This window comes from Arenimonas sp. (assembly GCF_036275555.1).
Classification (GTDB): domain Bacteria; phylum Pseudomonadota; class Gammaproteobacteria; order Xanthomonadales; family Xanthomonadaceae; genus Arenimonas.
Genome location: NZ_DASUDO010000028.1, coordinates 71,203 through 93,081, shown reverse-complemented (window position 1 = coordinate 93,081; position 21,879 = coordinate 71,203). Strand labels below are relative to the sequence as shown.

The following is a 21,879-nucleotide window of genomic DNA, read 5'->3' as shown; positions in this document are numbered from 1 at the left end:
CGACGCCGTGTTTCACATACGTGGCGGTACGGGCTTCGCGCCGTCTGCCGGGCGCGCGCCGCGGAGCCGTGAGGCTAGGGGCTGACCGCGCCGTGCCCGGCGGCGGCGTACGCCTGCCAGGTGGCTGGCGTCAGCGGTTCCATCCCGTGCGCCACGCGGGCCTTGTCGCACTGTGGGCTGGGCTGGCCGTCTTCCCAGGCCGGGGTAAGCGCGCGGCAGGGCGAGGGGCGCAGGGCATAGATGCTGCAATGCCCGTCCACGCCCACGGTGCCGGCGAGCGCGACGCAGCGGGTGGGCGCGGACTCGGTGCCGCGCATGGCCAGCTCGTGCCGGCGCAGCGGCACCACCAGTTCGGCGGGCGGGCCGTCCGGGTTGTCGGGCTGGGCTTCGGCCCAGTGGAAGGCCACCCGGAAGGTGGCGCAGCAGGCGCCGCAGGACAGGCAGGGATGGGGCATGGGCGCGTCGCGCGGACGCGCGCCGGAGGGACCGGCGCGGCTCAGCGCACCTCGAAGGTGCGGGTTTCGACGACCCGGTCGTTGATCGCGATCTCCACCTGGTAGGCGCCGACCGGCCAAGGCTCGGGGTTTGTTATCGAGAAGCTGGTGACGGTGGGCGTTTCCGGGTTCAGGCTCTGGCCGGCCTTGGCGACTTCGGTGCCATCGGCGGCCAGCCAGCGGGCGGAAAGCGTGAGGCCCTCGCTGCTGCCCACCGCCACAACGGCCGCGTAGATCTTGTCGCCGGGCGCAAAGGTGGTCAGCGGCTCGCCGACCTGGCCCTCTTCGTCCACGGCCTTGCCGAGGTTGACCGAGGTGATGCGGAAATCGCCGGTGGGCAGCGGCGGCAGGGCGGCCGGGGCATCGGCGGCCGCCGTGGCCGCGTCGGTGGCGGCGGTGATCTGCGCGTCGGACGGCGCGGCGGCGTCGTCACCGCCGCAGGCGGCCAGGGCCAGCGAGGCGAACAGGACGGCGGCGAACTGGGCGTGGCGCATGGCGGCTCCCGGGGGCGAGGGTCGGCGGATTATTGGCGAGCGGTCCGCGGATTGCCCGGCAGCGGCAGGCCGGGCGTGGCGCGGAACGGGTTGATGTCGAGGCCGCCGCGGCGCGTGTAGCGCGCGTACACGGCCAGGCGCGTCGGCGCGCAATGCTGCATCAGGTCCATGAAGATGCGCTCGACGCACTGCTCGTGGAAATCGCTGTGGTTGCGGTAGGACACGAGGTAGCGCAGCAGGCCATCGCGGGCGATGCGCGGGCCGGCGTAGCGGATCTGCACGCTGGCCCAGTCGGGCTGGCCGGTGACCGGGCAGTTCGACTTGAGCAGGTGCGAGACCAGGATCTCGTCGGCCTTGAGCTCGGGATCGGAGCTGAGGAAATCGGGGCGCGGCGGGCCGTAGTGGCTGATCTCGATCGGCAGGTCGTCGATCAGGTCGCCTTCCAGGGTTTCGATCAGCGCGGTGTTGTTGGTGGACGCGGGCGTGAGCACGACGCTGACCGGCGCGCCCGAAGCCTCGGACAGGTCGCGCACCAGCTGCGCGCGCAGCGCATCGGTGTCGGAGAAACGCGCCTGCGCGTAGCTGCCGAGGTAGAGCTTGAAGCTCTTGGACTCGATGATGTTGGGCGACGCGGCCTGCACGCGGAACTCGGCCAGCGCGACCCGCGGCTTGCCGCGGCCGTCGAGCCAGCTGAGCTCGTACGCATTCCAGAAATCCACGCCCACGAACGGCAGCTCCTCGCCCAGGCCCAGCGCCGCGCGCTGGGTCGCGCGCGCGATCGGGAACAGCAGGCTGGGGTCGTAGTCGTTGCCGTACTCGACGGCCTTGCCCAGCGGGCTCAGTTCGGGGGAAGTCATGGCCCGCATTCTCTCACGGCCCCGCCCCTGTGGGAGGGACTGTAGGAGGGCCTTCAGGCCCGAAGCCCTTCGCGGAAAAGCTTCGGGCCTGAAGGCCCTCCTACGGGGGTGTCAGAAGGCGGCGTCGAAGGCGACCTCGCCCTGGACCCCGACCTGGTAGGCCGATACCCGGCGTTCGAAGAAGTTGGTCAGTTCCTGGACGTCCTGCAGCTCCATGAACGGGAACGGGTTGCGGGCGCCGAAGTGCCGCGGCAGCCCGAGCTGGGCCAGGCGCTGGTCGGCGCAATACTCCAGGTACTGGCGCATGTCGCGCGGCGACAGCCCGGCGACCCCGCCGCTGAGCACGTCCTCGGCGAACAGGCACTCCGTGTCCACCGCCTCGCCCAGCATCTGCACGATCTGCGCCTTGAGCTCGTCGTCGAACAGGTCCGGCTCCTCCTCGCGCACCGTACGGATGACCTCGAACGCGAACGCCATGTGCCCGCTCTCGTCCCGGAACACCCAGTTGGTGCCGCCCGCCAGCCCATGCAGCAGCCCGCGCGAGCGCAGGTAATACACATAGGCAAACGCCCCGAAGAAGAACAGCCCCTCGATGCACGCCGCGAAACAAACCAGGTTCATCAGGAACTGGCGGCGCTGCGCCCGCGTCTCCAGCCGCTGCAGCGACTGCACGCTGTCCATCCACTTGAAGCAGAACTCGGCCTTGCGGCGGATGGACGGGATGTTCTCGATCGCCGCGAACGCCTTCGCCCGCGCCTCGGGCTCGGGCAGGTAGGTATCGAGCAGGGTGAGGTAGAACTGCACGTGCAGCGCCTCCTCGTACAGCTGCCGCGACAGGTACATCCGCGCCTCGGGCGCGTTGATGTGCTGGTAGAGGTTCAGCACCAGGTTGTTCGAGACGATGGAATCCCCGGTGGCGAAGAACGCCACCAGCCGCTCGACCAAGTGCCGCTCGGCTGGCCCGAGTTTGGTCTTGAGGTCCTGGGTGTCGAGCGAGAAATCCACTTCCTCGACGGTCCAGGTGTTGCGGATGGCGTCGCGGTACATTTCGTAGAACTGGGGGTAACGCATCGGGCGCAGGGTCAGGCTGTAGCCGGGATCTAGGAGCTTAGGAGTTAGAGAGGAGGAGGTAGGAGGTAGGGAGGAACTGGCGGACGGGGGCATGAGTAGTTTCCTGATGGGTGGCGGGGCTGGGGGCGAGGATGCTTTGGTGGTGGAGGTGGGGATGCACTACCAGGAGGCGGTGGTTTGGAGGAAGGCGATGCGGCTTTCGGTGGCGGCTTGTCGTCTGGCGGCGAGGCTCCCGAGCGAAGAGCGATACGGCATGCGTTCGCAGATGACTCGTGCGGCCATTTCCGTTCCCTGCAACATCGCAGAGGGATGGAGCAGGGAGTCCAAGAAGGAAAAAATGCACTTCCTTGCGATCGCACACGGCTCACTCGCCGAACTGAACACGCAGCTGATCCTCTCGGTACGCCTGGATTGGATTGAGCGATCACACGCGCTGCCGCAACTGGCGCTGATCGACGAGGTAGGCCGCATGCTCACCGCCCTGAGGCAAACCCACCGAAGGAACGCCGCTCAATCGCGGACAGCAAGGTCACGCCCGCCCTCACTACCTCCTAACTCCTAACCACTACCTCCTGCCCTACTGGCAAGCCTCGCAAGACCCGGGATTCTCCAGCGAGCAAATCACCGCCGCCGAGGCATCCGCCGGGCCCAGCGTGGTCTTGGCGATGCGGGTGGCCGGGCGTGAGCGCAGGTAATAGGTGGTCTTGATGCCCTGCTTCCAGGCGTACATGTACATCGAGGACAGCGCGCCGATGTTCGGGGACTCCATGAACAGGTTCAGCGACTGGCTCTGGTCGATGAAGGCGCCGCGGTCGGCCGCCATGTCGATCAGCGAGCGCATCGGCACTTCCCAGACGGTGCGGTAGACGGCGCGCAGCTCGGCCGGGATCTCCGCGATGCCCTGCACCGAGCCTTCCGCCAGCTTGATGCGGTCGCGCATCTCCGGCGTCCACTGGCCCAGCTGCTTGAGCTCGCGCACCAGGTGCTTGTTCACCTGCAGGAAATCGCCCGAGAGGGTTTCGCGCTTGAACAGGTTGCTGACCTGCGGCTCGATGCACTCGTAGCAGCCGGCGATGGACGCGATGGTGGCCGTGGGCGCGATCGCCACCAGCAGGGAGTTGCGCAGGCCGTGCTCGTGGATCCGATCGCGCAGCGCGTCCCAGCGCTCCGGTGCCGCGGGCTGCACGCCCCAGGCGTCGAACTGCAGCTCGCCGTGCGCGGCGCGGGTTTCGTCGAAGTTCGGGTGGCGGCCGCGCTCCTGGGCCAGCTCGCAGCTGGCTTCCAGCGCGTGGAAGTAGATGTCCTCGGCGATACGCGCCGACAGCGCGCGGGCGGCGGGCGCGTCGAAGGGCAGGCGCAGGCGGAAGAACACGTCCTGCAGGCCCATCACGCCCAGGCCCACCGGGCGCCAGCGCAGGTTGCCGCGGCGGGCGGTCTCGATCGGGTAGAAGTTCAGGTCGATCACGCGGTCGAGCTGGCGCACGGCCAGGCGCACCGTCTCGGCCAGCTTGTCGAAATCGAAGTCTACGTGGCCTTCTTCCTCCCGCAGGTGCTGGCCAAGGTTGATCGAGCCGAGGTTGCACACCGCCGTCTCGTCGCCCGAAGTCACCTCCAGGATCTCGGTGCACAGGTTCGACAGGTGGATGACGTTGCCGGGCCGCGCAGTCTGGTTGCTGGCGCGGTTGCACTTGTCCTTGAAGGTCATCCAGCCGTTGCCCGTCTGGGCGAGGGTGCGCATCATCTTTCCGTAAAGGTCGCGCGCACGCACGGTCTTCACGGCGCGGCCGCTGGCCTCGGCCTGCTCGTAGGCGACGTCGAAGGCCTTGCCAAAGAGGTCGGTGAACTGCGGCACCGCCTTGGGATCGAACAGCGACCACTCGCCGTCGGCCTCCACCCGTCGCATGAACAGGTCCGGGATCCAGTTCGCCAGGTTGAGGTTGTGCGTGCGCCGCGCCTCGTCGCCGGTGTTGTCGCGCAGTTCGAGGAACTCCTCGATGTCGGCGTGCCAGGGCTCGAGGTAGACGCAGGCGGCGCCCTTGCGCTTGCCGCCCTGGTTCACCGCCGCGACCGAGGAATCCAGGGTCTTGAGCCAGGGCACGATGCCGTTGGAATGCCCGTTGGTGCTGCGGATCAGCGAGCCGCGGGAGCGCACGCGGGTGAACGACACGCCGATGCCGCCGCTGAACTTGCTCAGCATCGCCACGTCGGCGTACTTGCGGTAGATCGATTCCAGCGTGTCGTCGGGCGAGTCGAGCAGGAAGCAGCTCGAGAGCTGTTCGTGCGTGGTGCCGGCGTTGAACAGCGTCGGCGAGCTGGGCAGGTAGTCCAGCGCCGCCATGCGCCGGTACAGCGCCAGCGCCTCGGGCACGTCCTGGCTGAGCGCGCAGGCAATGCGCAGGAAGAAATGCTGCGGCGTCTCGATGACGGTGCGCTGGGTCGGGTGGCGCAGCAGGTAGCGGTCGTACAGCGTGCGCAGGCCGAAGTAGTCGAAGCGGCGGTCGAGCGTCGCGTCCAGCGCGTCGTTGAGCTTGCGGGCGTTGGCCTGCACGAAGCCCAGCAGCCGGTCGTTGATCAGCCCGACCTCGTGGCCGCGGGCGATCGACTGCGAGAACGCGTGGATTTCCTGGCCGGCGACTTCCTTGGCGATGAAGTCCGCCAGCAGGCGCGCGCCCAGTCGGCCGTATTCGGGCTCCTCGGCGGTCAGCAGCGCGGCGGTGCGGATCGAGAGTTCGTCAAGCTCGCGCGTGGTCGCGCCGTCGTACAGGCCGGAAATGGTGCGGGTGGCGACGCGCATCGGATCGATCGCGTACAGGTCGTCGCACTGGCGCGCCACGGCACGGACGATCTTGTTCAGATCGACCGGCTCGCGGCGGCCGCTGCGCTTGGTGACGGTCATGCCCAGCGCGGTGGCGGGCGGGGTGAGGGCGAACTGCGGCGCGGCGGCGTCGGCGGGCGCGTCCAGGGCGTGGGTGTTCATGGTGTTCTCCGGTGCGTGGCGCACGGTCGCCGTCCCTCCCTCGGGGGCGGCGCGCGGAGACGGGCGACGGCGACGCGCAACGGCGTCGTCGCGGCCATGCCCCCGCGGGCATGCGAAGTCGGACGGAGGATGGAATGCGGGTGTCGCAGGGACCGAGACGCGGCGCCACGACACCGGCGCCGTCTCCCCCCGGAGACCTCTGGGCCGGTCACCGCGCGGTGTGCTTCGCGCGGCTGTCGGCAGGTCTTCGGGCTCGTGGACTTAGAGCAGAAGTTAGTGTCTAGGAGTTAGGAGTTAGTAACTGGCCTAGCGTCGGCCCACTAACTCCTAACTCCTAACCACTAACTCCTGCCCTGCCTACTAACCGTCGCTTCCCAGGCCAAGGCCCAGTGCCAAAAACGGCGTTCGTTTCCACATACCGCTGCGGGGCAGCGCCGGAGTCACACCGGCTTCCCTATTAACCCTCGCGCGTCGCCGCGGTCGGGACCGACGCCCACAACATATCGGGTGCCGTCGGCCAGGTCAACGCAAGATGTGGTGTCAGCGCGTGGCCTGCGGCCGGCACTGCAGGTTCGCGGGCAGGTCCTGGCGCCGGGCCAGCCAGGCCGCCAGCTTCGCCATCGGAATGGCATGGCGCGGATAGGCATGGCGCCCCCGCAGGACATAAGCCGTGCCGTGCTCGTTGGCGAAGCGCTGCTGGTAGTGCTCCATCGGGATGCGCGACGCGCGCGCAAGCCCGGCGTCGTGGATGGGCTCCTTCAGGTCCGTTGCGCCGCAGGGCAACCACCAGATCGGCTGCGCATCCACCAGCACCAGGTGCGGGAAGCCCGCGCGATCCTCGGCGAGGAAGCCGTTGGCGTAACGCATCATCACGTGCCGGTCGCCGTCGGACCTCAGCAGCATCAGCCGCGGCTTGCCGTACTGCGGCGAGGCCATCGGCATCGGGCCGTAGTGGCTGGTGGTGGCGCCATGGATGCGCGGCGGCAGCGAGGGCCCGTGCAGCGTGTCGAGCACGCGGGCCCGGAACCAGGTGGGCGGCGGATCCATGCACAGCACGTCGGGCGACGTGCACTGCGGGAACTGCGGCAGTTCGCCCTGCGCCTCGAGTTCGACCACGGCGAGGCGATAGGTCGCAGTAGCTTCGTCGATGTCCGGGTAAGCGGCGGGCGGCCCGGCGTGGGCGAGGCCGGCGGCGAGCAGCAGCGGGGCGAGGGCGAGCTGAAGAAGGGAGGTGCGCGGCATGGCCGGGTCTCCGGAGGGGTCTGATGCCATGCAACGGCGATAGCGTGCCAACGGGGTTAACGCCGGGAAGAAAATGTGGGAGGGACTTCAGTCCCGATGCTTCTGGTCGAAAGGCATCGGGACTGAAGTCCCTCCCACAGAGAGGCCTTACTGGACGGTGTGGAGGTAGTCCAGCGACACCTGCAGCATCGCGCGGGTGCCGACCTTCAGGGCTTCTTCGTCGAGGAAGAATTCGGGCGAGTGGTTGGACGGCGCCTTGATCGGGTCCTGGCCCTTGGGCGTGGCGCCGACGAAGAAGAAGAAGCCCGGCACCTGCTGCGCGAACAGGGAGAAATCCTCGGCGCCCATGGTCAGATCCATCTCGACCACGTTGTCGCGGCCGACGGCGGTTTCCAGGCTGGGCACGACGCGGGCGGTCAGCGCCGGGTGGTTCACGGTGACCGGGTTGCCCTTGGTGTCGGGCACCTGCGCCACCACCGTGGCGCCGTGCGCCTTGGCCACGCTCTCGGCCACGTTCTTGAGGTCGGCGAAGACCTGCGCGCGCATGCCTTCGTCGAAGGTGCGGATGGTGCCCACCAGCTCCACTTCGTCCGGGATGATGTTGTAGCGGATGCCGCCCTTGATCGCGCCGAAGCTCACGACCACCGGCTGCTTGGAGATGTTCTGGCGGCGGCTGACGATGGTCTGCGCGGTGCCGATGATGTCGGCCGCGGCCACGATCGGGTCCACGCCGCCCCAGGGGCGCGAGCCGTGCGTCTGCCGGCCCTTCACCACGATGTTGAAGCGGTCGGACGCCGCCATCAGCGGGCCGCTGCGGTAGCCGACCTGGCCGGCGTTGAGCGTGCTGAACACGTGCAGGCCGAACACCGCCTCGGGCTTGAAGCGTTCGAACACGCCCTGCCGCAGCATCTCGTCGGCGCCGCCCGCCTCGCCGTCCGGCGGGCCTTCCTCGGCCGGCTGGAAGATGAAGAGGACTTCGCCGGGCAGCTCGGCCTTCATCGAGGCCAGCGCCTCGGCCACGCCCATCAGGATGCCGACGTGGGCGTCATGGCCGCAGGCGTGCATCACGCCGGTGGTTTCGCCGCGGAAGGTGGTGGTGGCCTTGGATTCGAAGGGCAGGCCGCTGCGCTCGGTGACCGGCAGCGCGTCCATGTCGGCGCGCAGCGCGATGCGCGGGCCGGGCTTGCCGCCGCGCAGCACGGCGGTGACGCCGGTGGTCGCCACGCCGGTGCGGATGTCCTCGAAGCCCAGGGCGCGCAGGTGGTCGGCCGCCAGTTTCGCGGTGCGCACCTCGCGGTTGCCCAGCTCGGGATGCTGGTGGATGTCGCGGCGCCAGGCCTGCACCTTGGCGTCGACCTTGGCGGCCAGCGCCTCGACATCGGGGGACTGCGCGGCAGCGGGACCGCAGAGCGCGGCGGCGAGGGCGGTGACGAGCAGCAGTCGGCGCATGGTCTTCCCCTGGGTGAGTGCGCCCGATGCTAGCAAACGCCGGGCCGGCACCTGTAGGAGGGCCTTCAGGCCCGAAGCTTCTCGGCGAATGGCTTCGGGCCTGAAGGCCCTCCTACAGGGGGGGCGGCAAGGAGCAGGGCGCTGGCCAGGGTGGCGAGCACCGGCCAGGCGAGGTAGCGGAACTCGGCGCTGCCCGAGGCCAGGGCCAGCGGCAGCGCATAGGCCAGCGAGGACAGGGCGATCACGGCCGCCAGCCCGGCGCCCGCCGAGCGAGCCGCGCGCGCGATGCCGACCGCGGCGACCAGCGCGCAAACCAGCAGGTAGATCCACCCGGCGAAGAAGGGCGAATCGATCAGGCCCTGCAGCGTCGCCAGCGCGCGCCCGTGCTGCGGATGCGGGTGTGGCGCCACCGGCGGGTTGTCGCCGTAACCGTGCAGGCCCGGCATCATCACCAGGGTGTCGGGCAGCGCGTCGCGATCGGCACCGAACAGCAGCACCGACAGGCGCCAGCGGTGCGCCAGGTAGGCCGCGGTGTGGTCGCGCGGCAGCGACCAGGCCAGCGCGTCGATCGCCTCGCGCTGGGCCGGCGTGTAGGGCCCGTCGAAGCTGTGGCGGAGTTTGCCGGTGACGTAGATCGTGGTGTTGGCATACTCGGCGAAGTTCGCGCGCAGCTCCTCCAGGTCCAGGCTCGGGTCCACCAGCGCCGGCGGATAGACCAGCTTGCCTTCGGCCAGCGACACCGCGGCGGCGTCCCACAGCGTCACCACCGACCAGACGCGCTCGGTGTGGCGAACGCGGGCGTCCTGCGCGGGAATCGCGGCGAGCACGAACACGCCCACCGCGAGCGCCAGCGTGATCACGGCCGCAGGCAGCGCGCGCCGCTTCGCCGGCCAGGCCGGCGCGTAAAACGCCACTTCGCGCCAGGCGATCCACGCCAGCAGCGGCAGCGCGCCGGTGATCGCGTTGTGCCGGAACGCGCAGGCGAACACCAGTGCCAGCATCGCGCCGGCGCGCCAGCCGCGGTGCGGCGAGCGCAGGTCGCGGGCCAGCAGCGCCAGCGCCCAGGCGAAACCGGCCAGCGTCCACAGGTCCTTCCAGATGTGCGGCTGCATCGCCAGCAGCGGCGGCCACAGGCCGAGGAAGAGCACGACCAGGGCGCGTCCCCACGCCGGCAGCCGCAGCGCCGACGCGAACAGCGCCAGCGCCGACCACAGCAACGCCACTTGCAGCGCCAGCATCCCGCCCGGGCCCTGCACGAGGCGGTCGGTGAGCTGCCAGGTCATCGCCATCAGCGGCGGATGCACGCTGTCGAACTGGTCGTGGCGCGCCTGCCACCACTGATAGGCCGAATCCCAGCTCATGTAGCCGGGCCAGAACACCCACAGCACCAGCGCCGCGCCCAACGCCGCCGCCAGCCACGGTGCCAGCCGCTTCACGGGCGGTGCTCGCGGGCGAGGTACTCGGCGCTGCGCATCTCGACCAGGCGCGAGGCCGTGCGTTCGAATTCCTGGCGCAGCTTGTCGCCGCCGTAGAGCCACATCGGCTCGGCCGCGGCGCTGACCAGGAGGTTCACGTTGCGGTCGTAGAGTTCATCCACCAGGTGCACGAAGCGCCGCGCCGCGTTGTCATGCGCCAGGTCGAACACCGGCACGCCCGACACCAGCACGGTGTGGAAGCTGCGCGCGATCTCGATGTAGTCGGCGGCCGCGCGCGGGCCCTCGCACAGCGCGGCGAAATCGAACCAGGCGATGCCCTCGGCCAGCGCGCGCGCCTCGATGGCGCGGCCGTTCACGACCAGCGGGCCGTCTTCGCCCGGGCAGTCGGCGGCCAGGCGCGCGAAGTGTTCGGCCATGCCGCGCTCGGCGGCGGCGTCGAGCGGCGTCAGGTAGGTCTGCGCGCGGGTCAGCTGGCGCAGGCGGTAATCCTGCCGGCTGTCGAGGTGGACCACGGCGCAGTGCGCCTCGATCAGCGCGATCGCGGGCAGGAAGCGCGCACGCTGCAGGCCGTCCTTGTACAAATTCCCGGGCGCCGTGTTCGAGGTGGTCACCAGCACCACGCCGCGCGCGAACAGGCGCTCGAGCAGCCGCCCCAGGATCATCGCGTCGGCGATGTCGGTGACGATGAACTCGTCGAGCACCAACAGCTTCAGCTCATCGGCCAGGCCATCGGCCACCACGGCCACGGTGTCGGCGGTGTCGGCCGGCAGCGCCTGCACCCGCGCGTTCACTTCGACCATGAAACGGTGGAAGTGCCAGCGCCGGCGCGGCAGCTCGCCCAGGTGTTCGAACAGCAAATCGTTGAGGAAGGTCTTGCCGCGGCCGACGCCGCCCCACAGGTACAGGCCCTGCACCGGCGGCGGCGGGCGCAGCGTCCACAGCCACTGCTTCCAGCGCGGGTGTCGCTGGCGCGCGCGCAGCTGTCGGTGGATGCGGTCGAGTTCGACCAGGGCCTGGCCCTGGGCTTCGTCGGGCTGCCAGCGCCCGGCGTGGATACCGGCGGCGTAGGCGGCGGACGGGCGCTGCGCCGCCGCTTCAGCCATGGCGCGGCGGCGGCAGGTTCTTGCGTACGCCGTTCTTGATCGCGCCGCGCAGGTCCATCAGGCGCCGGTGGAAGAAGTGGCCGGTGTCGGGCATGCGCACCAGCGTCGGCTTTTCCTTGAGCGAATCGATCCAGGCGTAGACCTGCTGCGGGTCGACGATGTCGTCGGCCTCGGGCATCACCACCAGCCACGGGCAGGCCGGCGGCATCACGCCGTCGAAGGCGCGCAGGCCCACCGGCGGCGCGATCGAGATCATCTGCTTCACCGGCAGCTGGCGCGCACCCTGCAGGGCCACCCAGCTGCCGAACGAGAAGCCGCCCAGCCACAGCGCGTCGTCGGGGCGCACCTTGCGCACCCAGTCGGTGACCGCCAGCAGGTCGAGCACTTCGCCGCGGCCTTCGTCGAACTTGCCCTCGGACTGGCCGACGCCGCGGAAGTTGAAGCGCACCGCGGCGAGGCCCAGCTCGCTCAGCGCGCGGGCGGTCATGGTGACCACCTTGTTGTGCAGGGTGCCGCCGTCCGGGGGGTTCGGGTGGCAGATCACGGCCACGCCGGCGCGCTCCTGCCCCGGTTCGGGCAGGTCCACCATCACCTCCAGCCGGCCGGCGGGGCCGGTCAGGTGCAGCGGGCCGGATTCGCTGGGGAAGGCCGGGATGTCGTCCATGGCGGCGATGATATCCCTTAGCGGGCCAGGTCGAGGCCCAGCAGCACCGGATCGTGGTCCGAGGCGCGCCACGGGTCGGCGTCGTCGTCCAGGGCGTAGCCGAAGCGCTCGGATTCGTCGGCGCTGTTGTGCCATTCGGCGGCGCCGCGCAGGCGCGCGGCCAGGCCGGCGTCCACCAGCGCGTGGTCCAGGCGCGCCGACAGGCCGGCCCAGACGTAGGAATAGGGCTGTTCGACGCCCGCCACCTCGAAGGCATCGCGCCAGCCGCGGGCGTAGAGCGTACGCAGCGGGTCTTCCTGGGCGTGGGCGTTGAGGTCGCCGATCACCAGCTGGCCCGCGGGCCGGGTGCCGGTGGGGTCGGTGGCCAGCCAGGCGTGCAGCGCCTCCGAGGACGCCACGCGGGTGGCGTTGAAGCAGGCCTGGCCATCGCCCTGGTCGCCGTCGCCGGCGGGGGCGTCGGGGCGGCAGCCGCCCTTGGACTTGAAGTGGTTGGCCACGACCACGAACACCGGCCCGTTCCCGGCGCGGAACGCCTGCGCGATCGGCGCGCGGCTGCCGCGATTGAACGGTGCCTCGAGCAGTGTCGCCGGCGCACCGACCGTCTGGAAGCGCGTGGCCCGGTAGACCAGCCCGACGCGGATGCTGCCTTCGCCCGGGCCTTCGCCCGCGTCCACGAACCGCCAGTCCGCATGCGGTCCGGCGGCGTTGAGCGCGGCGACGAACTGCGCCACCGCCGACTCGGGCCCGAAGCCGTCGTTCTCCAGCTCCATCAGCGCCAGCAGGTCCGGATCCAGCGCCTGCACCGTCGCCACCAGCTTGGCCTGCTGGCGGGCGTGGTCGGCGGCGCGGGCGGCGCCGCGCTCGGTCGGGAAGCCGCCGCCGCGGCCGTCGCCGTTGAAGAGGTTGAGGACGTTCAGCCCGACGATGCGGCGATCGCCCGGCACGGTCGGCGGCGCCGGCCGCGGCGCCTGCGTGATCGCGCCCAGCGGCGCGACCAGCTGCAGCCGGTGGCTGCCGAAGCGCTGGTCGAGCACGCCGGTGGCGCCGGCGATCACGCTGCCGGTGCGCAGCGGCCGCTCGTCCGACAGCGGCTCGCGCAGGAACCAGGGCTCGCCCGGGTTCTGCGCCGACAAGCCGTCGTCGAGCCGCAGCATCACGTGGAAGTTCTCCTGCGCCAGCGCATCGGCCTCGGGGCCCGGGGCCGTGCGCTCGGTGGGCGCGAAGCGGCGGCCGTCGAAGCTCACGACCAGTTCGCCGAAGCGCATCAGGCCGTCGTTGCCGGTCACGGTCATCGGGGCATCGACCTGCAGCAGCATGCCTTCGAAGGCTTCCCAGCCCTGGGGGATCGGCGCGGCGGTCACGACGGTCGGCGCCATGGCGATGCCGCGCGCCAGCACCGTCGCCTCGACCTCGACCAGCGCGGTCAGGCTGGCGCCGTCGGGGCCGAGTTCCTTCACCGTGCCGGTGGCGCGCACGTGGTCGCCGACCGCCAGCGCGACGGCGGGCTGGCCGCCCTGCACGAGGAACAGGCCCTCGGCCGTGAGCGGATCGCCGTCGTCCGCCCGCGACTGGAGGGACACGCCACCGAAGCCCTTGCCGAAGTCACCGACCACCACGCCATCCACCGTCACCCGTTGGCCCACGAGCGGGCTGCGGTCGGACGGACCCTGCACGGCGCCGATGGCGATCGGGTCGGGTCGGGCCGCGGCGTCGCGCGGGCCAGCGGTCTGGCAGCCGGCGGCCAGCGCGAGAAGGACGGTCAACAGGGGAAGGCGCATCGGGGACTCCAGGGATTTCGGACGCCGGAAACGACAACGCCGCCCGGAGGCGGCGTTGGCGGGAGGGCGGGGCCCAAGCTTACTTGAGGTTGTCGACCATCCACTGCACGGTGGCGATGACCTGCTCGTCCGTGAGGTTCGGGTTGCCGCCCTTGGCCGGCATGATGCCCGCGCTGCCCTGGAAGCCTTCGATGGCGTGCTTGTTCATGGTGTCCATGCCCTGGGCGATGCGGGCGGTCCAGGCCGCGCGCTCCAGCTTCGGGGCGCCGCCGGCGCCGGACGTGTGGCAGGCACCGCACAGCGCGGCGTAGATCACCGAACCGTCGAGAGTGCCGTCATAAGCCACCTGGCCGGCCGAAGCGGCGGCGGCGGCGGCCGCGGCCGCGGCCTGAGCGGCGGCACCGGTCGAGCCGGCGTACACGCCGCCGACCGGGCGGATGCGCTGTTCGGTGGCGCGCTCGGCGACCGGGTTCGGCTCGGGCTCGAGCTGGCCGTTGACGTAGATGCCCAGGCCGATCAGGGCGAGCGTGATGCCCACCAGGATGGCGATGACCATCGCGAAGTTCTTGAGGAATACCAGATCGTGGTTGCGCACAGTCGTACCTGACGGCGGGCCGGGGCCCGTGGAGGTGAAGGCCGCGATTATATCGGCCCCGCGCCATGCACGGAAGGCGCCCGTCGAGGGCTTTCTTCACGCCGTCGTTCGGTAGCATGCTGGCGCCGGGCGGGCCGGCCCGAGGGGAACAGGCGGGAACGATGGCGTTGCATCCACTGGGGCTGCTGCAGGACACCCCACCGGGACGGAACGCCGTCTGGGCGGGGATCGCCCTGCTGTCCATGCTGGTCTGGCTGGGCCTGGAGCAGCTCTCGGCCCAGCTCTGGTTCCTGCCCGCCGGGCTGCGGCTGGCGCTGCTGTGGCTGGTGCCGACCCGTCGCTGGGGCTGGCTGGGCGCGGCCGAGATCGCTGCCCAGGCCACAAAGTCGATGGTGCTGGGCTACCCGCTGTTCTCGATGACCTTCGTCGGCGTGTGCATCGCGCCGTGGGTGATCTATGCCGCGGTGGTGTTCGTGGCGCGCGGGCCGCAGGCGGGCCCGGCGCTGGACACGCCGACCCGCATGCTTGGCTTCCTGCTCGCCGGCCTGGCCGGCGCCGCCGGCGTGTCGCCCCTGCTGTGGCTGTTCCTGGTCACGGTGCCGATGACGGCCGTCGACAGCCTGGCCAGCATGTTCGCCTTCATGTACGGCGACATGATCGGGCAGCTGGTGCTGGCGCCGGTGCTGGTGGCGCTGGCACACGGGCGGCTGGCCCCGCGGCGGCTGGCGTTCTGGCGCGACATGGCCGTGGTGCTGGTGGGCGCGGTGGGCGTCTTCCTGCTGCTGCAGGCCTACGACGACCTGGCGATGTACGTGCTGCTGCTGGCGTTCGCGCCGCTGTTCTTCCTGGGGTTCCGCCACGGCTGGGAGGGCGCGGCGCTGGGCACGCTGGTGCTGGGCGCGGTGATCCAGGCGCTGGTGCAGGGTGGCCTGCTGTCGGTCAGCGTCACGATGCTGCAGCTGGTGCTGGCGGTGGTGGGCGCCGGTGCGCTCGTGCTTGGCGCGGCCAGTACGGCGCTTCGGCACAGCCACGAGGTGCTGGCGCAGCGGCACCAGGAGCTGGCCACGAAGAACGACGAGCTGGGCGCGCTGGCCGAGGAACTGCGCCACGTCACCCAGCGCCTGGTCCGCATCGAGGAGCAGGGACAGCGTGAACTCGCCAGCGAACTCGACTACGAACTCGGCCACGCCATCCACGCGTTGGGCACGCGCATCAGCCTGGCTTTCCGCGACGTGCGCGACGAGCAGGGCACGCGCTTCCTGGAGTCGCTGCGCGAACAGGTGCGCGAGATCCAGGACAGCCTGCGGCGCGCGCTGCGCCAGCTGCGGCCGCCGATGCTCGACAGCCACGGCCTGCGCCATGCGATCGACAACGGCCCGCTGCGCGAGATGCTCGAGGACGGCAACATCGTGTTCGAGCCGCGCTTCACCGGCGCGGTGGACCAGCTCGACGACGACGCCCGCACGGCGGCCTACCGCATCTGCCAGGCGGCGGTGCGCGAGGCGGTGCGGCTGGACACCGTGCGCCGCCTCGCGCTCGACCTCGAGGTCACGCCGCGAGACGGCGGCGGCCAGGTGGTGTCGTTGAACCTCGACATCGAGTTCTCGCCCTACGCACGCGCGCTGCCGCCCCTGCAGCCGCTGCCGGCGATCTTCGATCGCGTGCTGGCCGAGAAAGGCCGCTACCAGCTCGAACCGCTGGTGCACGGCCAGCGCCACGCCATCCGCTTCGACGCCGCCTAGCCCCACCAAAAAAAGGGGTCAGAGTAATTATTTGCTTGAAGCAAATAATTACTCTGACCCCTTTTTTTGGTTTGTTCAGGAACGCGGAGAGGCTTTGTTGGCGCGGGTTCCGGGCGTGGTCGGGTGGCGGCGCTAACGCTTTCCAAACAAGCGCTTCATCCGCGGTTGGGAAAACGAGGGCGAACCTCGCCCCACGTCCGGGACGTGCCGTTTCCCCCAAGCCCGCGACGAGGCCCCACGGCCGCACGCTGCCCCCGCAGCGATTCGTTCAAACAGGAGCCAACCCCATGAACGTTCTCAAGACTTCCCTGCTCGCCACCACCATCGCGCTCGCCCTGGGCGTCTCCGCCGTCAACGCGCAGTCCACCGAGGCCGCGCCCGAGCGCAGCGTCGGCCAGACCATCGACGACGCCACCATCACCGCGTCGGTGAAGACCCGCCTGCTGGCCGACGAGCGCACCAAGGGCTTCGACATCAACGTCGATACCGTGCGCGGCACCGTCAAGCTGACCGGTGGCGCCGACAGCCTCGAATCCAAGCTGGCTGCCGGCAAGATCGCCGGTGAAGCCGAGGGCGTGATCCTGGTGGACAACCAGCTGGTCGTCGCCGGCGAGGGCACCGAGCTGCGGCAGGATGCCAACACCGCCACCGCCTCGGGCGAAGTGCGCGAGGCCATGGATGAAGCCGGCGACGGCGCCGACGACGCCTGGATCACCAGCAAGGTGAAGGCGCAGCTGCTGGCCGACGCCGCGGTGAAGGGCACGCAGATCAACGTCGACACCAAGGCCAACGTGGTCACCCTGACCGGCACGGCCGAATCGGCGTCGGCCCGCGAGATGGCCATCAAGCTGGCCGCCGGCACCAAGGGCGTCAAGAACGTGGTCGCCGACCAGCTGCTGGTCAAGCAGTAAAAGCCGCCTGGAGCCCTCCCCTCGTGGGAGGGACTTCAGTCCCGATGCCTTTCGCCGAAAAGCATCGGGACTGAAGTCCCTCCCACATTCATTTCGGGGACGCCGCGGGGCGCCAGAGGTCGACGGCGAACTCCGCCTCGTACGGCGGCACGTTGCACTCGATCACGTCCTCGGGCGCGATCTTGAGCGTCAGCCCGGTGATGTCGGCGCGGATCGGCATGCGGTGGCGCTGCCGGTCCACCAGCACCGCGGCGTGCACCTGCGCCGGCTTCTGCGTCGCCAGCCACTCGAACACGCGCATCAGGGAGTAGCCCTGGTACAGCACGTCGTCCACCACGATCACCCGTCGGTTGAGCAGGTCCACGTTGGCCGGCGCCTCCAGTGCGGTTTCGGGATGCAGCAGCTCCAGGTTGTCGGCGTAGCGCTTCACCTTCAGGTCCAGCCGGTCGACGGTGGCCCAGGGCGCGTGCACCTTCAGGCGCGCGTGGATGCGGTCGGCCAGCGGCGCGCCGCGGCGGAGCATGCCCAGCAGCACGGTGGGCGTGGCGTCGAGCAGCAGCGCGGCCTGGCGGGCCATGGCGTCGATCACCGGCTCGAGGGCGGCGGCGTCGTAAAGGCGGAAGCGGTCGGCGGGCATGGCGGGCTCCAGGCGATGGGGCCCAAGCCTAGCGTTTCCCGCCGCCGGCGCGCATGTGGCGGCGCGGCGGGGCGGCTCGTAGGATGGCCGCAGGCCCCGCGGAGCACGCCATGAAGCAGCGCAACGGCAGCAAGCCCGAGCCCGACGAGGACCAGCGCCTGCTGGCGGTCCTGATCGACGCCGACAACGCCCAGCCCGCGATCATCGAGGGCCTGCTGGCCGAGGTGGCGAAGTACGGCGTCGCCAGCGTCAAGCGCATCTACGGCGACTTCACCTCGCCGCAGCAGACGCAGTGGAAGCGCGCGCTGCTCAAGCACTCGATCCAGCCGGTGCAGCAGTTCGCCTACACCAGCGGCAAGAACGCCACCGATTCCTCGCTGATCATCGATGCGATGGACCTGATGTACACGCGCCGTTTCGACGGTTTCTGCCTGGTCTCGAGCGACAGCGACTTCACCCGCCTGGCCCAGCGCCTGCGCGAGGAGGGCCACAAGGTCTACGGCTTCGGCGAGCGCAAGACGCCCGATGCCTTCGTGCAGGCCTGCGACAAGTTCATCTACGCCGAAGTGCTGCGTCGCGAACCCGAGCCCGTGCCGCTGCCCATGCTCCCCGCCGCGCCGGCGAAACCGGCGGCGAAGAAAACCTCGAAGACCGCCACGCAGAAGACGCCCGCACCCCCCAAGCCCGAGAAACCGGCCGCCCCGGCGCTGCCGCGCGCCCTGCTGGTGCAGGCCATCGAGGAGGCAACCGACGACGAGGGATGGGCCCACCTGGGCGCGGTTGGCAGCTACCTGAGCAAGATCCGCCCCGACTTCGACCCGCGGCTCTACGGGCACAAGAAACTCAGCGACCTGCTGAAGGCCGACCCGGTGCTGTTCGAGGTCAAGGAGCGCGACACGGCCGGCGGCAGCAAGGCCATCCACGTGCGGCTGAAGGCCTAGCCCGGCGCCACCCGCCGGCGCGCCCGCGGCGCCGGGCCGTCATCGAGCGCGGCGCGGAACAGCGGCGCCACGGCGGCCAGCCCGGCGGCCGCCACGCTGGCGTGCAGGGCCTGGCGCGGCGTGCGCCCGAGCCGCTGTTCCGCCCAGCCCGGAAGCAGCGCCGCGCCGGCGCCCAGGAACAGGTCGCGCGACAGGCCGGGCAGCGGCACCGGCAGCGCCATCGCTTCGAGCACCGACAGCACGGTGCGCGATCGCGCCGTGCAGGCCAGCTGCGGCTGCACGTGGCGGAAGTAGTCCTCGACCTCGGCCTCGCTGCGCGGCACGTCGCGCGCGCCCAGCGCCTCCGCGACCCGGCGCGACTCGTCGTAGTAGCGATCGCCGTCCGCCGGCGACAGCGGGCCGGCGAAGCGGCGGTAGCCCCGCAGGAATCCGAACGCCTCGGTCACGTGTACCCAGGTCAGCAGCGCCGGGTCGTCGGCCGAATACGGCCTGCCGTCCTCGGTGGTGCCCCGCACCCGGGCGTGGATGCGGCGCACGCGTGCCACCAGGCGCTCGGCCTCCGCGCGCGGGGCGTAGGTGGTGCCGGCCACGAAGTCGGTGGTTCGGCGCAGCCGGCCCACCAGGTCGGTGCGGAAGTTGGAATGATCCCAGACCCCGGCCAGCGCCGCCGGGTGCAGGGTCTGCAGCATCAGCGCGCACAGCCCGCCGCTGAGCATGCCCGGGAAGTCCGCGTGCACGCGCCAGGTGACGCCGTCGGGCGGGAACAGGCCCGGGTCGCCGCGCGGCTGGTCGTAGTCGATGCCGCCCGGCGTCGGCGGAAAGGCGCGCTGGATCCAGCGACGGATCGGCAGGCGGAGCGAAGCAGTCAGTGGGGCGGCCATGCGGGGACGCTATCCCCAGGCCCATGAAGACCGGAGCAATCCGCCGCCCCCGGGTCCCGGTTCCATGCACCCGCCCGGCGCTATGATCCCGCCGGGACGTCCCGTCGGAGGCCACATGCTGCGAATCGTGCTCGCGTTTGCCTTGGTGCTGGCCGCGGCGCCGTCGCCGGCGGCCATCAACCCCGACCACTACACCCGCGTCGCCAGCGAACACCTGCAGCTGCGCGAAGTCGCACGCATCGTCCATGAGCCCCGCGGCGACGGCCCCCGCCTGCGGCGCGTGACCCTGGTGGGCGAAGTGGTGGCCGTGCGTCGCGGCAACGAGGACCTGGTGGGCCGCACCGTGGTGATCGACTACACGGTCGACCTCGACGCCCGCGCGGCCGCGGCGGATGAACACCACCGCCGCAATGGCCAGCGCCCGGGCCCGCAGTTCATGGCCGAGCCCGACCCGCCGACGCCCGATGCCGACGGTCGCTACTGGGCCTACCTGGCGCCGGCCGGCCAGCGCCTGGGCAACGTGAACCGCCACGCCGGCGCCACCCACATCATCGACAGCCAGCAGTACCAGGGCGAGGTCTACGTGCCGGTCGCCGGCCAGTACTCGTTCGAGTGACTGACGACCGCGCTTGACCGGCGTCAACGCCCGCGCCGCGCCAGGGCGTAGGCTGGAACCACGGCCCCCGAGGCCGAACCTCCCCGTGGAGACCCGCCATGCCCAAGGACCTGCTGGTACCGCTGCAGTACGCCGATGCCGATGCCGCCGCGCTCGATGCCGCGGCCGCGCTCGCCCAGGCCCATGGCGCGCGCGTCGCCGTGCTGGCGGCCATCGCCTTCCCGATGCCGGTGGCCTCGGAATGGGGCATGGCGGTGCTGACCCTCAACCAGGCCGACTTCGACGCCCTGCGCGCCAGCGCCACGGCCGCAGGCGAAGCGGCGCGCCAGCGGCTGCTGCGCGCCGGCGTCGACGCCGAGCTGCGCGTGGTCGAGTCGCTGCTGCAGTGGCCCGAGGAAACCGCCGCGCTGCATGCCCGCCACGCCGACCTGGCGATCCTGGGCCGCGGCGACGCCTCGCGCTTCCCGATCGCCTTCAGCGCCCTGCTGCTCGACAGCGGCCGGCCGGTGCTGGTGATGCCGGAGGGCGCGCGGCTGATGGTGCCGCCGCGCCGCGTGGTGCTGGCCTGGCAGCCGCGGCGCGAGGCGGCGCGCGCGATCCACGACGCGCTGCCGCTGCTGCCGCGCGATGCGCGGGTGGACGTGCTGGTGGTCGATCCCGACGTCGGCGAATCGGCCTACGGCGATGCGCCCGGCGCCGACATCGCCGCCCACCTCGCGCGCCACGGCGCGCAGGTGCAGGTGGTCACGCAGTCGCGCGAGGGCCGCAGCACCGGCGCGGTGATCGTGGACTACGCCACCGCGCAGCACGCGGAACTGATCGTGATGGGCGGCTACGGCCACTCGCGCTGGCGCGAGCAGGTGCTGGGCGGCGCCACCCGTGCGGTGCTGGCGCAGTCCGGCCTGCCGGTGTTGTTCGCGCATTGAGCCGCCGCCGCGCGAGCCCGTGGCTGGCCGCCGTGCTCGCGCTCGCCTGCGCGGGCCCCACGGCCGCGCAGCCCGCCGACCCGGTGCCGCTGCCCGGCACCGCGCCCCTGCAGCTGCTGCCGGGCGAATACCTCTGGTTGCCGGAACTCTCGCCGCGCGGCCCGGTGCTGGTGCTGGTGAGCCTGCCCGAGCAGCGCGCCTACGTGTACCGCAACGGCGTGCGCATCGGCGTCGCCACCGTCAGCACCGGCAAGCCGGGCTTCGAAACGCCGACCGGCGTGTTCACCGTCCTGCAGAAGAAGCGCGAGCATTACTCGAACCTCTACGACGACGCGCCGATGCCGTTCATGCAGCGGCTGACCTGGGACGGCATCGCCCTGCATGCCGGCCGCGTGCCCGGCTACCCCGCCTCGCACGGCTGCGTGCGCCTGCCATACGCGTTCTCGGAGCTGCTCTACGGCGTCACCGCGCACGGCATCACGGTGGTCATTTCGGACCAGCCCGGGCAGGCGCCGCTGCTGGCCGAACCGGGCGTGTTCGCGCGCGCGCCGGCCGCGCCGCCGGCGCCGGCGCCTGTCGTGCTGGCGACGCCCATCGCCCGGAGCCGGATGCCGACCCCGGCCTGGGACGGCTACGAGTGGGCCCCGGAGCGTGCGCCGCCCGGCGCGCTCAGCGTGCTGGTGAGTCGCGCCGATCGCAGGCTGGTCGTGCTGCGCGAAGGCATCGAGATCGGCCGCGCGCCGCTGGGTGCCGGCGAACCCTTGCCCGACGGCACCCGTGCCTTCCAACTGCTCGAGGGCGACGTGCCTGGCCGCGACGCCGCCGGTCCGCGCCGCCGCTGGGTGCAGGTGCTGGGCGACCCGGTGGACGATCCCGCGGCCCTGGCGCGTGCGGTGGTGGTGGCGCCGGCCTTCGCGGCGCTGGTGGACGAGGCGCTGGCGCCGGGGGCGACCGTGGTGCTGACCGACCAGCCGCTGCGCGCGACGCCGGTCACGGTTCTCGATGCACAAGGCGCCACACCGGATGCCATTCAGGCGCCGTCGGCGGTGGACGACTAAGCTGCCG

At 71.2% G+C, this 21,879-nt stretch carries 21 protein-coding genes and 1 riboswitch; of the genes, 7 read left to right on the top strand and 14 right to left on the bottom strand.

The window, feature by feature from the left end:
* Positions 1-74: 74 nt before the first annotated feature.
* The 4 genes from VFV21_RS07630 to VFV21_RS07615 form a co-directional block, all read right to left on the bottom strand.
* Positions 75-455, bottom strand: coding sequence for a YkgJ family cysteine cluster protein (locus VFV21_RS07630; protein WP_329668833.1), 381 nt, complete (start codon positions 453-455; stop codon positions 75-77).
* A gap of 41 nt (positions 456-496) precedes the next feature.
* On the bottom strand, positions 497-988 hold the full coding sequence (locus VFV21_RS07625; protein ID WP_329668832.1) for a hypothetical protein: 492 nt from the start codon (positions 986-988) through the stop codon (positions 497-499).
* A 29-nt stretch (positions 989-1,017) separates the two neighbouring features.
* Positions 1,018-1,845 carry an NADPH-dependent 7-cyano-7-deazaguanine reductase QueF gene (queF, locus tag VFV21_RS07620; protein WP_329668831.1) on the bottom strand — a complete coding sequence of 276 codons (828 nt, stop codon included), beginning with the start codon at positions 1,843-1,845 and terminating at the stop codon, positions 1,018-1,020.
* A 111-nt stretch (positions 1,846-1,956) separates the two neighbouring features.
* The gene (locus VFV21_RS07615) at positions 1,957-3,009 is read right to left on the bottom strand and encodes a ribonucleotide-diphosphate reductase subunit beta (protein WP_329668830.1); all 1,053 of its coding nucleotides are present in this window, start codon (positions 3,007-3,009) and stop codon (positions 1,957-1,959) included.
* Between VFV21_RS07615 and VFV21_RS07610 the strand changes: the two genes are divergently transcribed.
* Complete coding sequence (locus tag VFV21_RS07610; RefSeq protein ID WP_329668829.1) at positions 3,008-3,478, top strand: four helix bundle protein; 471 nt, start codon at positions 3,008-3,010, stop codon at positions 3,476-3,478. The genes VFV21_RS07615 and VFV21_RS07610 overlap by 2 nt on opposite strands.
* A 15-nt stretch (positions 3,479-3,493) precedes the next feature.
* Here VFV21_RS07610 and VFV21_RS07605 read toward each other — a convergent pair whose 3' ends face one another.
* From VFV21_RS07605 to VFV21_RS07570, 8 genes are all read right to left on the bottom strand, one after another.
* Positions 3,494-5,893, bottom strand: a complete 2,400-nt coding sequence (locus VFV21_RS07605) for a ribonucleoside-diphosphate reductase subunit alpha (RefSeq protein WP_329668828.1) — start codon at positions 5,891-5,893, stop codon at positions 3,494-3,496.
* Between the two features lie 221 nt (positions 5,894-6,114).
* Positions 6,115-6,399, bottom strand: a riboswitch (cobalamin riboswitch).
* A 34-nt stretch (positions 6,400-6,433) separates the two neighbouring features.
* Positions 6,434-7,135, bottom strand: coding sequence for a hypothetical protein (locus VFV21_RS07600; RefSeq protein WP_329668827.1), 702 nt, complete (start codon positions 7,133-7,135; stop codon positions 6,434-6,436).
* A 147-nt stretch (positions 7,136-7,282) separates the two neighbouring features.
* The gene (locus tag VFV21_RS07595; protein WP_329668826.1) at positions 7,283-8,584 is read right to left on the bottom strand and encodes an amidohydrolase; all 1,302 of its coding nucleotides are present in this window, start codon (positions 8,582-8,584) and stop codon (positions 7,283-7,285) included.
* 65 nt (positions 8,585-8,649) lie between these two features.
* On the bottom strand, positions 8,650-10,020 hold the full coding sequence (locus tag VFV21_RS07590; protein WP_329668825.1) for a hypothetical protein: 1,371 nt from the start codon (positions 10,018-10,020) through the stop codon (positions 8,650-8,652).
* Positions 10,017-11,123 (bottom strand): cell division protein ZapE, encoded by a 1,107-nt coding sequence (gene zapE / locus VFV21_RS07585; RefSeq protein WP_329668824.1) that lies wholly within the window; start codon positions 11,121-11,123, stop codon positions 10,017-10,019. The genes VFV21_RS07590 and zapE overlap by 4 nt, the downstream gene beginning before the upstream one ends.
* Positions 11,116-11,787, bottom strand: coding sequence for an alpha/beta hydrolase (locus tag VFV21_RS07580; RefSeq protein ID WP_329668823.1), 672 nt, complete (start codon positions 11,785-11,787; stop codon positions 11,116-11,118). Before VFV21_RS07580 ends, zapE begins: the two co-directional genes overlap by 8 nt.
* A 17-nt stretch (positions 11,788-11,804) precedes the next feature.
* The gene (locus VFV21_RS07575; RefSeq protein WP_329668822.1) at positions 11,805-13,565 is read right to left on the bottom strand and encodes an ExeM/NucH family extracellular endonuclease; all 1,761 of its coding nucleotides are present in this window, start codon (positions 13,563-13,565) and stop codon (positions 11,805-11,807) included.
* Positions 13,566-13,644: 79 nt separating this feature from the next.
* Entirely contained in the window at positions 13,645-14,160 is a 516-nt protein-coding gene (locus VFV21_RS07570) for a c-type cytochrome (protein WP_329668821.1), read from the bottom strand.
* 161 nt (positions 14,161-14,321) lie between these two features.
* Here VFV21_RS07570 and VFV21_RS07565 point away from each other — a divergent pair, with 161 nt between their 5' ends.
* Together VFV21_RS07565 and VFV21_RS07560 are read left to right on the top strand one after the other, a co-directional pair.
* Positions 14,322-15,902 (top strand): MASE1 domain-containing protein, encoded by a 1,581-nt coding sequence (locus tag VFV21_RS07565; RefSeq protein ID WP_329668820.1) that lies wholly within the window; start codon positions 14,322-14,324, stop codon positions 15,900-15,902.
* A 287-nt stretch (positions 15,903-16,189) separates the two neighbouring features.
* Positions 16,190-16,813: a BON domain-containing protein gene (locus VFV21_RS07560; protein ID WP_329668819.1), complete on the top strand. Its 624-nt coding sequence runs from the start codon at positions 16,190-16,192 to the stop codon at positions 16,811-16,813.
* An 88-nt stretch (positions 16,814-16,901) separates the two neighbouring features.
* On the opposite strand, the gene VFV21_RS07555 is transcribed toward VFV21_RS07560, so the two are convergent.
* Complete coding sequence (locus VFV21_RS07555) at positions 16,902-17,450, bottom strand: phosphoribosyltransferase family protein (RefSeq protein ID WP_329668818.1); 549 nt, start codon at positions 17,448-17,450, stop codon at positions 16,902-16,904.
* A 110-nt stretch (positions 17,451-17,560) separates the two neighbouring features.
* Here VFV21_RS07555 and VFV21_RS07550 point away from each other — a divergent pair, with 110 nt between their 5' ends.
* On the top strand, positions 17,561-18,391 hold the full coding sequence (locus VFV21_RS07550; RefSeq protein ID WP_329668817.1) for an NYN domain-containing protein: 831 nt from the start codon (positions 17,561-17,563) through the stop codon (positions 18,389-18,391).
* Here VFV21_RS07550 and VFV21_RS07545 read toward each other — a convergent pair.
* The gene (locus tag VFV21_RS07545; protein WP_329668816.1) at positions 18,388-19,272 is read right to left on the bottom strand and encodes an oxygenase MpaB family protein; all 885 of its coding nucleotides are present in this window, start codon (positions 19,270-19,272) and stop codon (positions 18,388-18,390) included. The genes VFV21_RS07550 and VFV21_RS07545 overlap by 4 nt on opposite strands.
* 115 nt (positions 19,273-19,387) lie before the next feature.
* On the opposite strand from VFV21_RS07545, the gene VFV21_RS07540 reads away from it, so the two are divergent.
* From VFV21_RS07540 to VFV21_RS07530, 3 genes are all read left to right on the top strand, one after another.
* Positions 19,388-19,888, top strand: a complete 501-nt coding sequence (locus VFV21_RS07540; protein WP_329668815.1) for a hypothetical protein — start codon at positions 19,388-19,390, stop codon at positions 19,886-19,888.
* A 98-nt stretch (positions 19,889-19,986) separates the two neighbouring features.
* Positions 19,987-20,814 (top strand): universal stress protein, encoded by an 828-nt coding sequence (locus tag VFV21_RS07535; RefSeq protein ID WP_329668814.1) that lies wholly within the window; start codon positions 19,987-19,989, stop codon positions 20,812-20,814.
* Positions 20,811-21,872 carry a L,D-transpeptidase family protein gene (locus tag VFV21_RS07530; RefSeq protein WP_329668813.1) on the top strand — a complete coding sequence of 354 codons (1,062 nt, stop codon included), beginning with the start codon at positions 20,811-20,813 and terminating at the stop codon, positions 21,870-21,872. The genes VFV21_RS07535 and VFV21_RS07530 overlap by 4 nt, the downstream gene beginning before the upstream one ends.
* Positions 21,873-21,879: the final 7 nt, after the last annotated feature.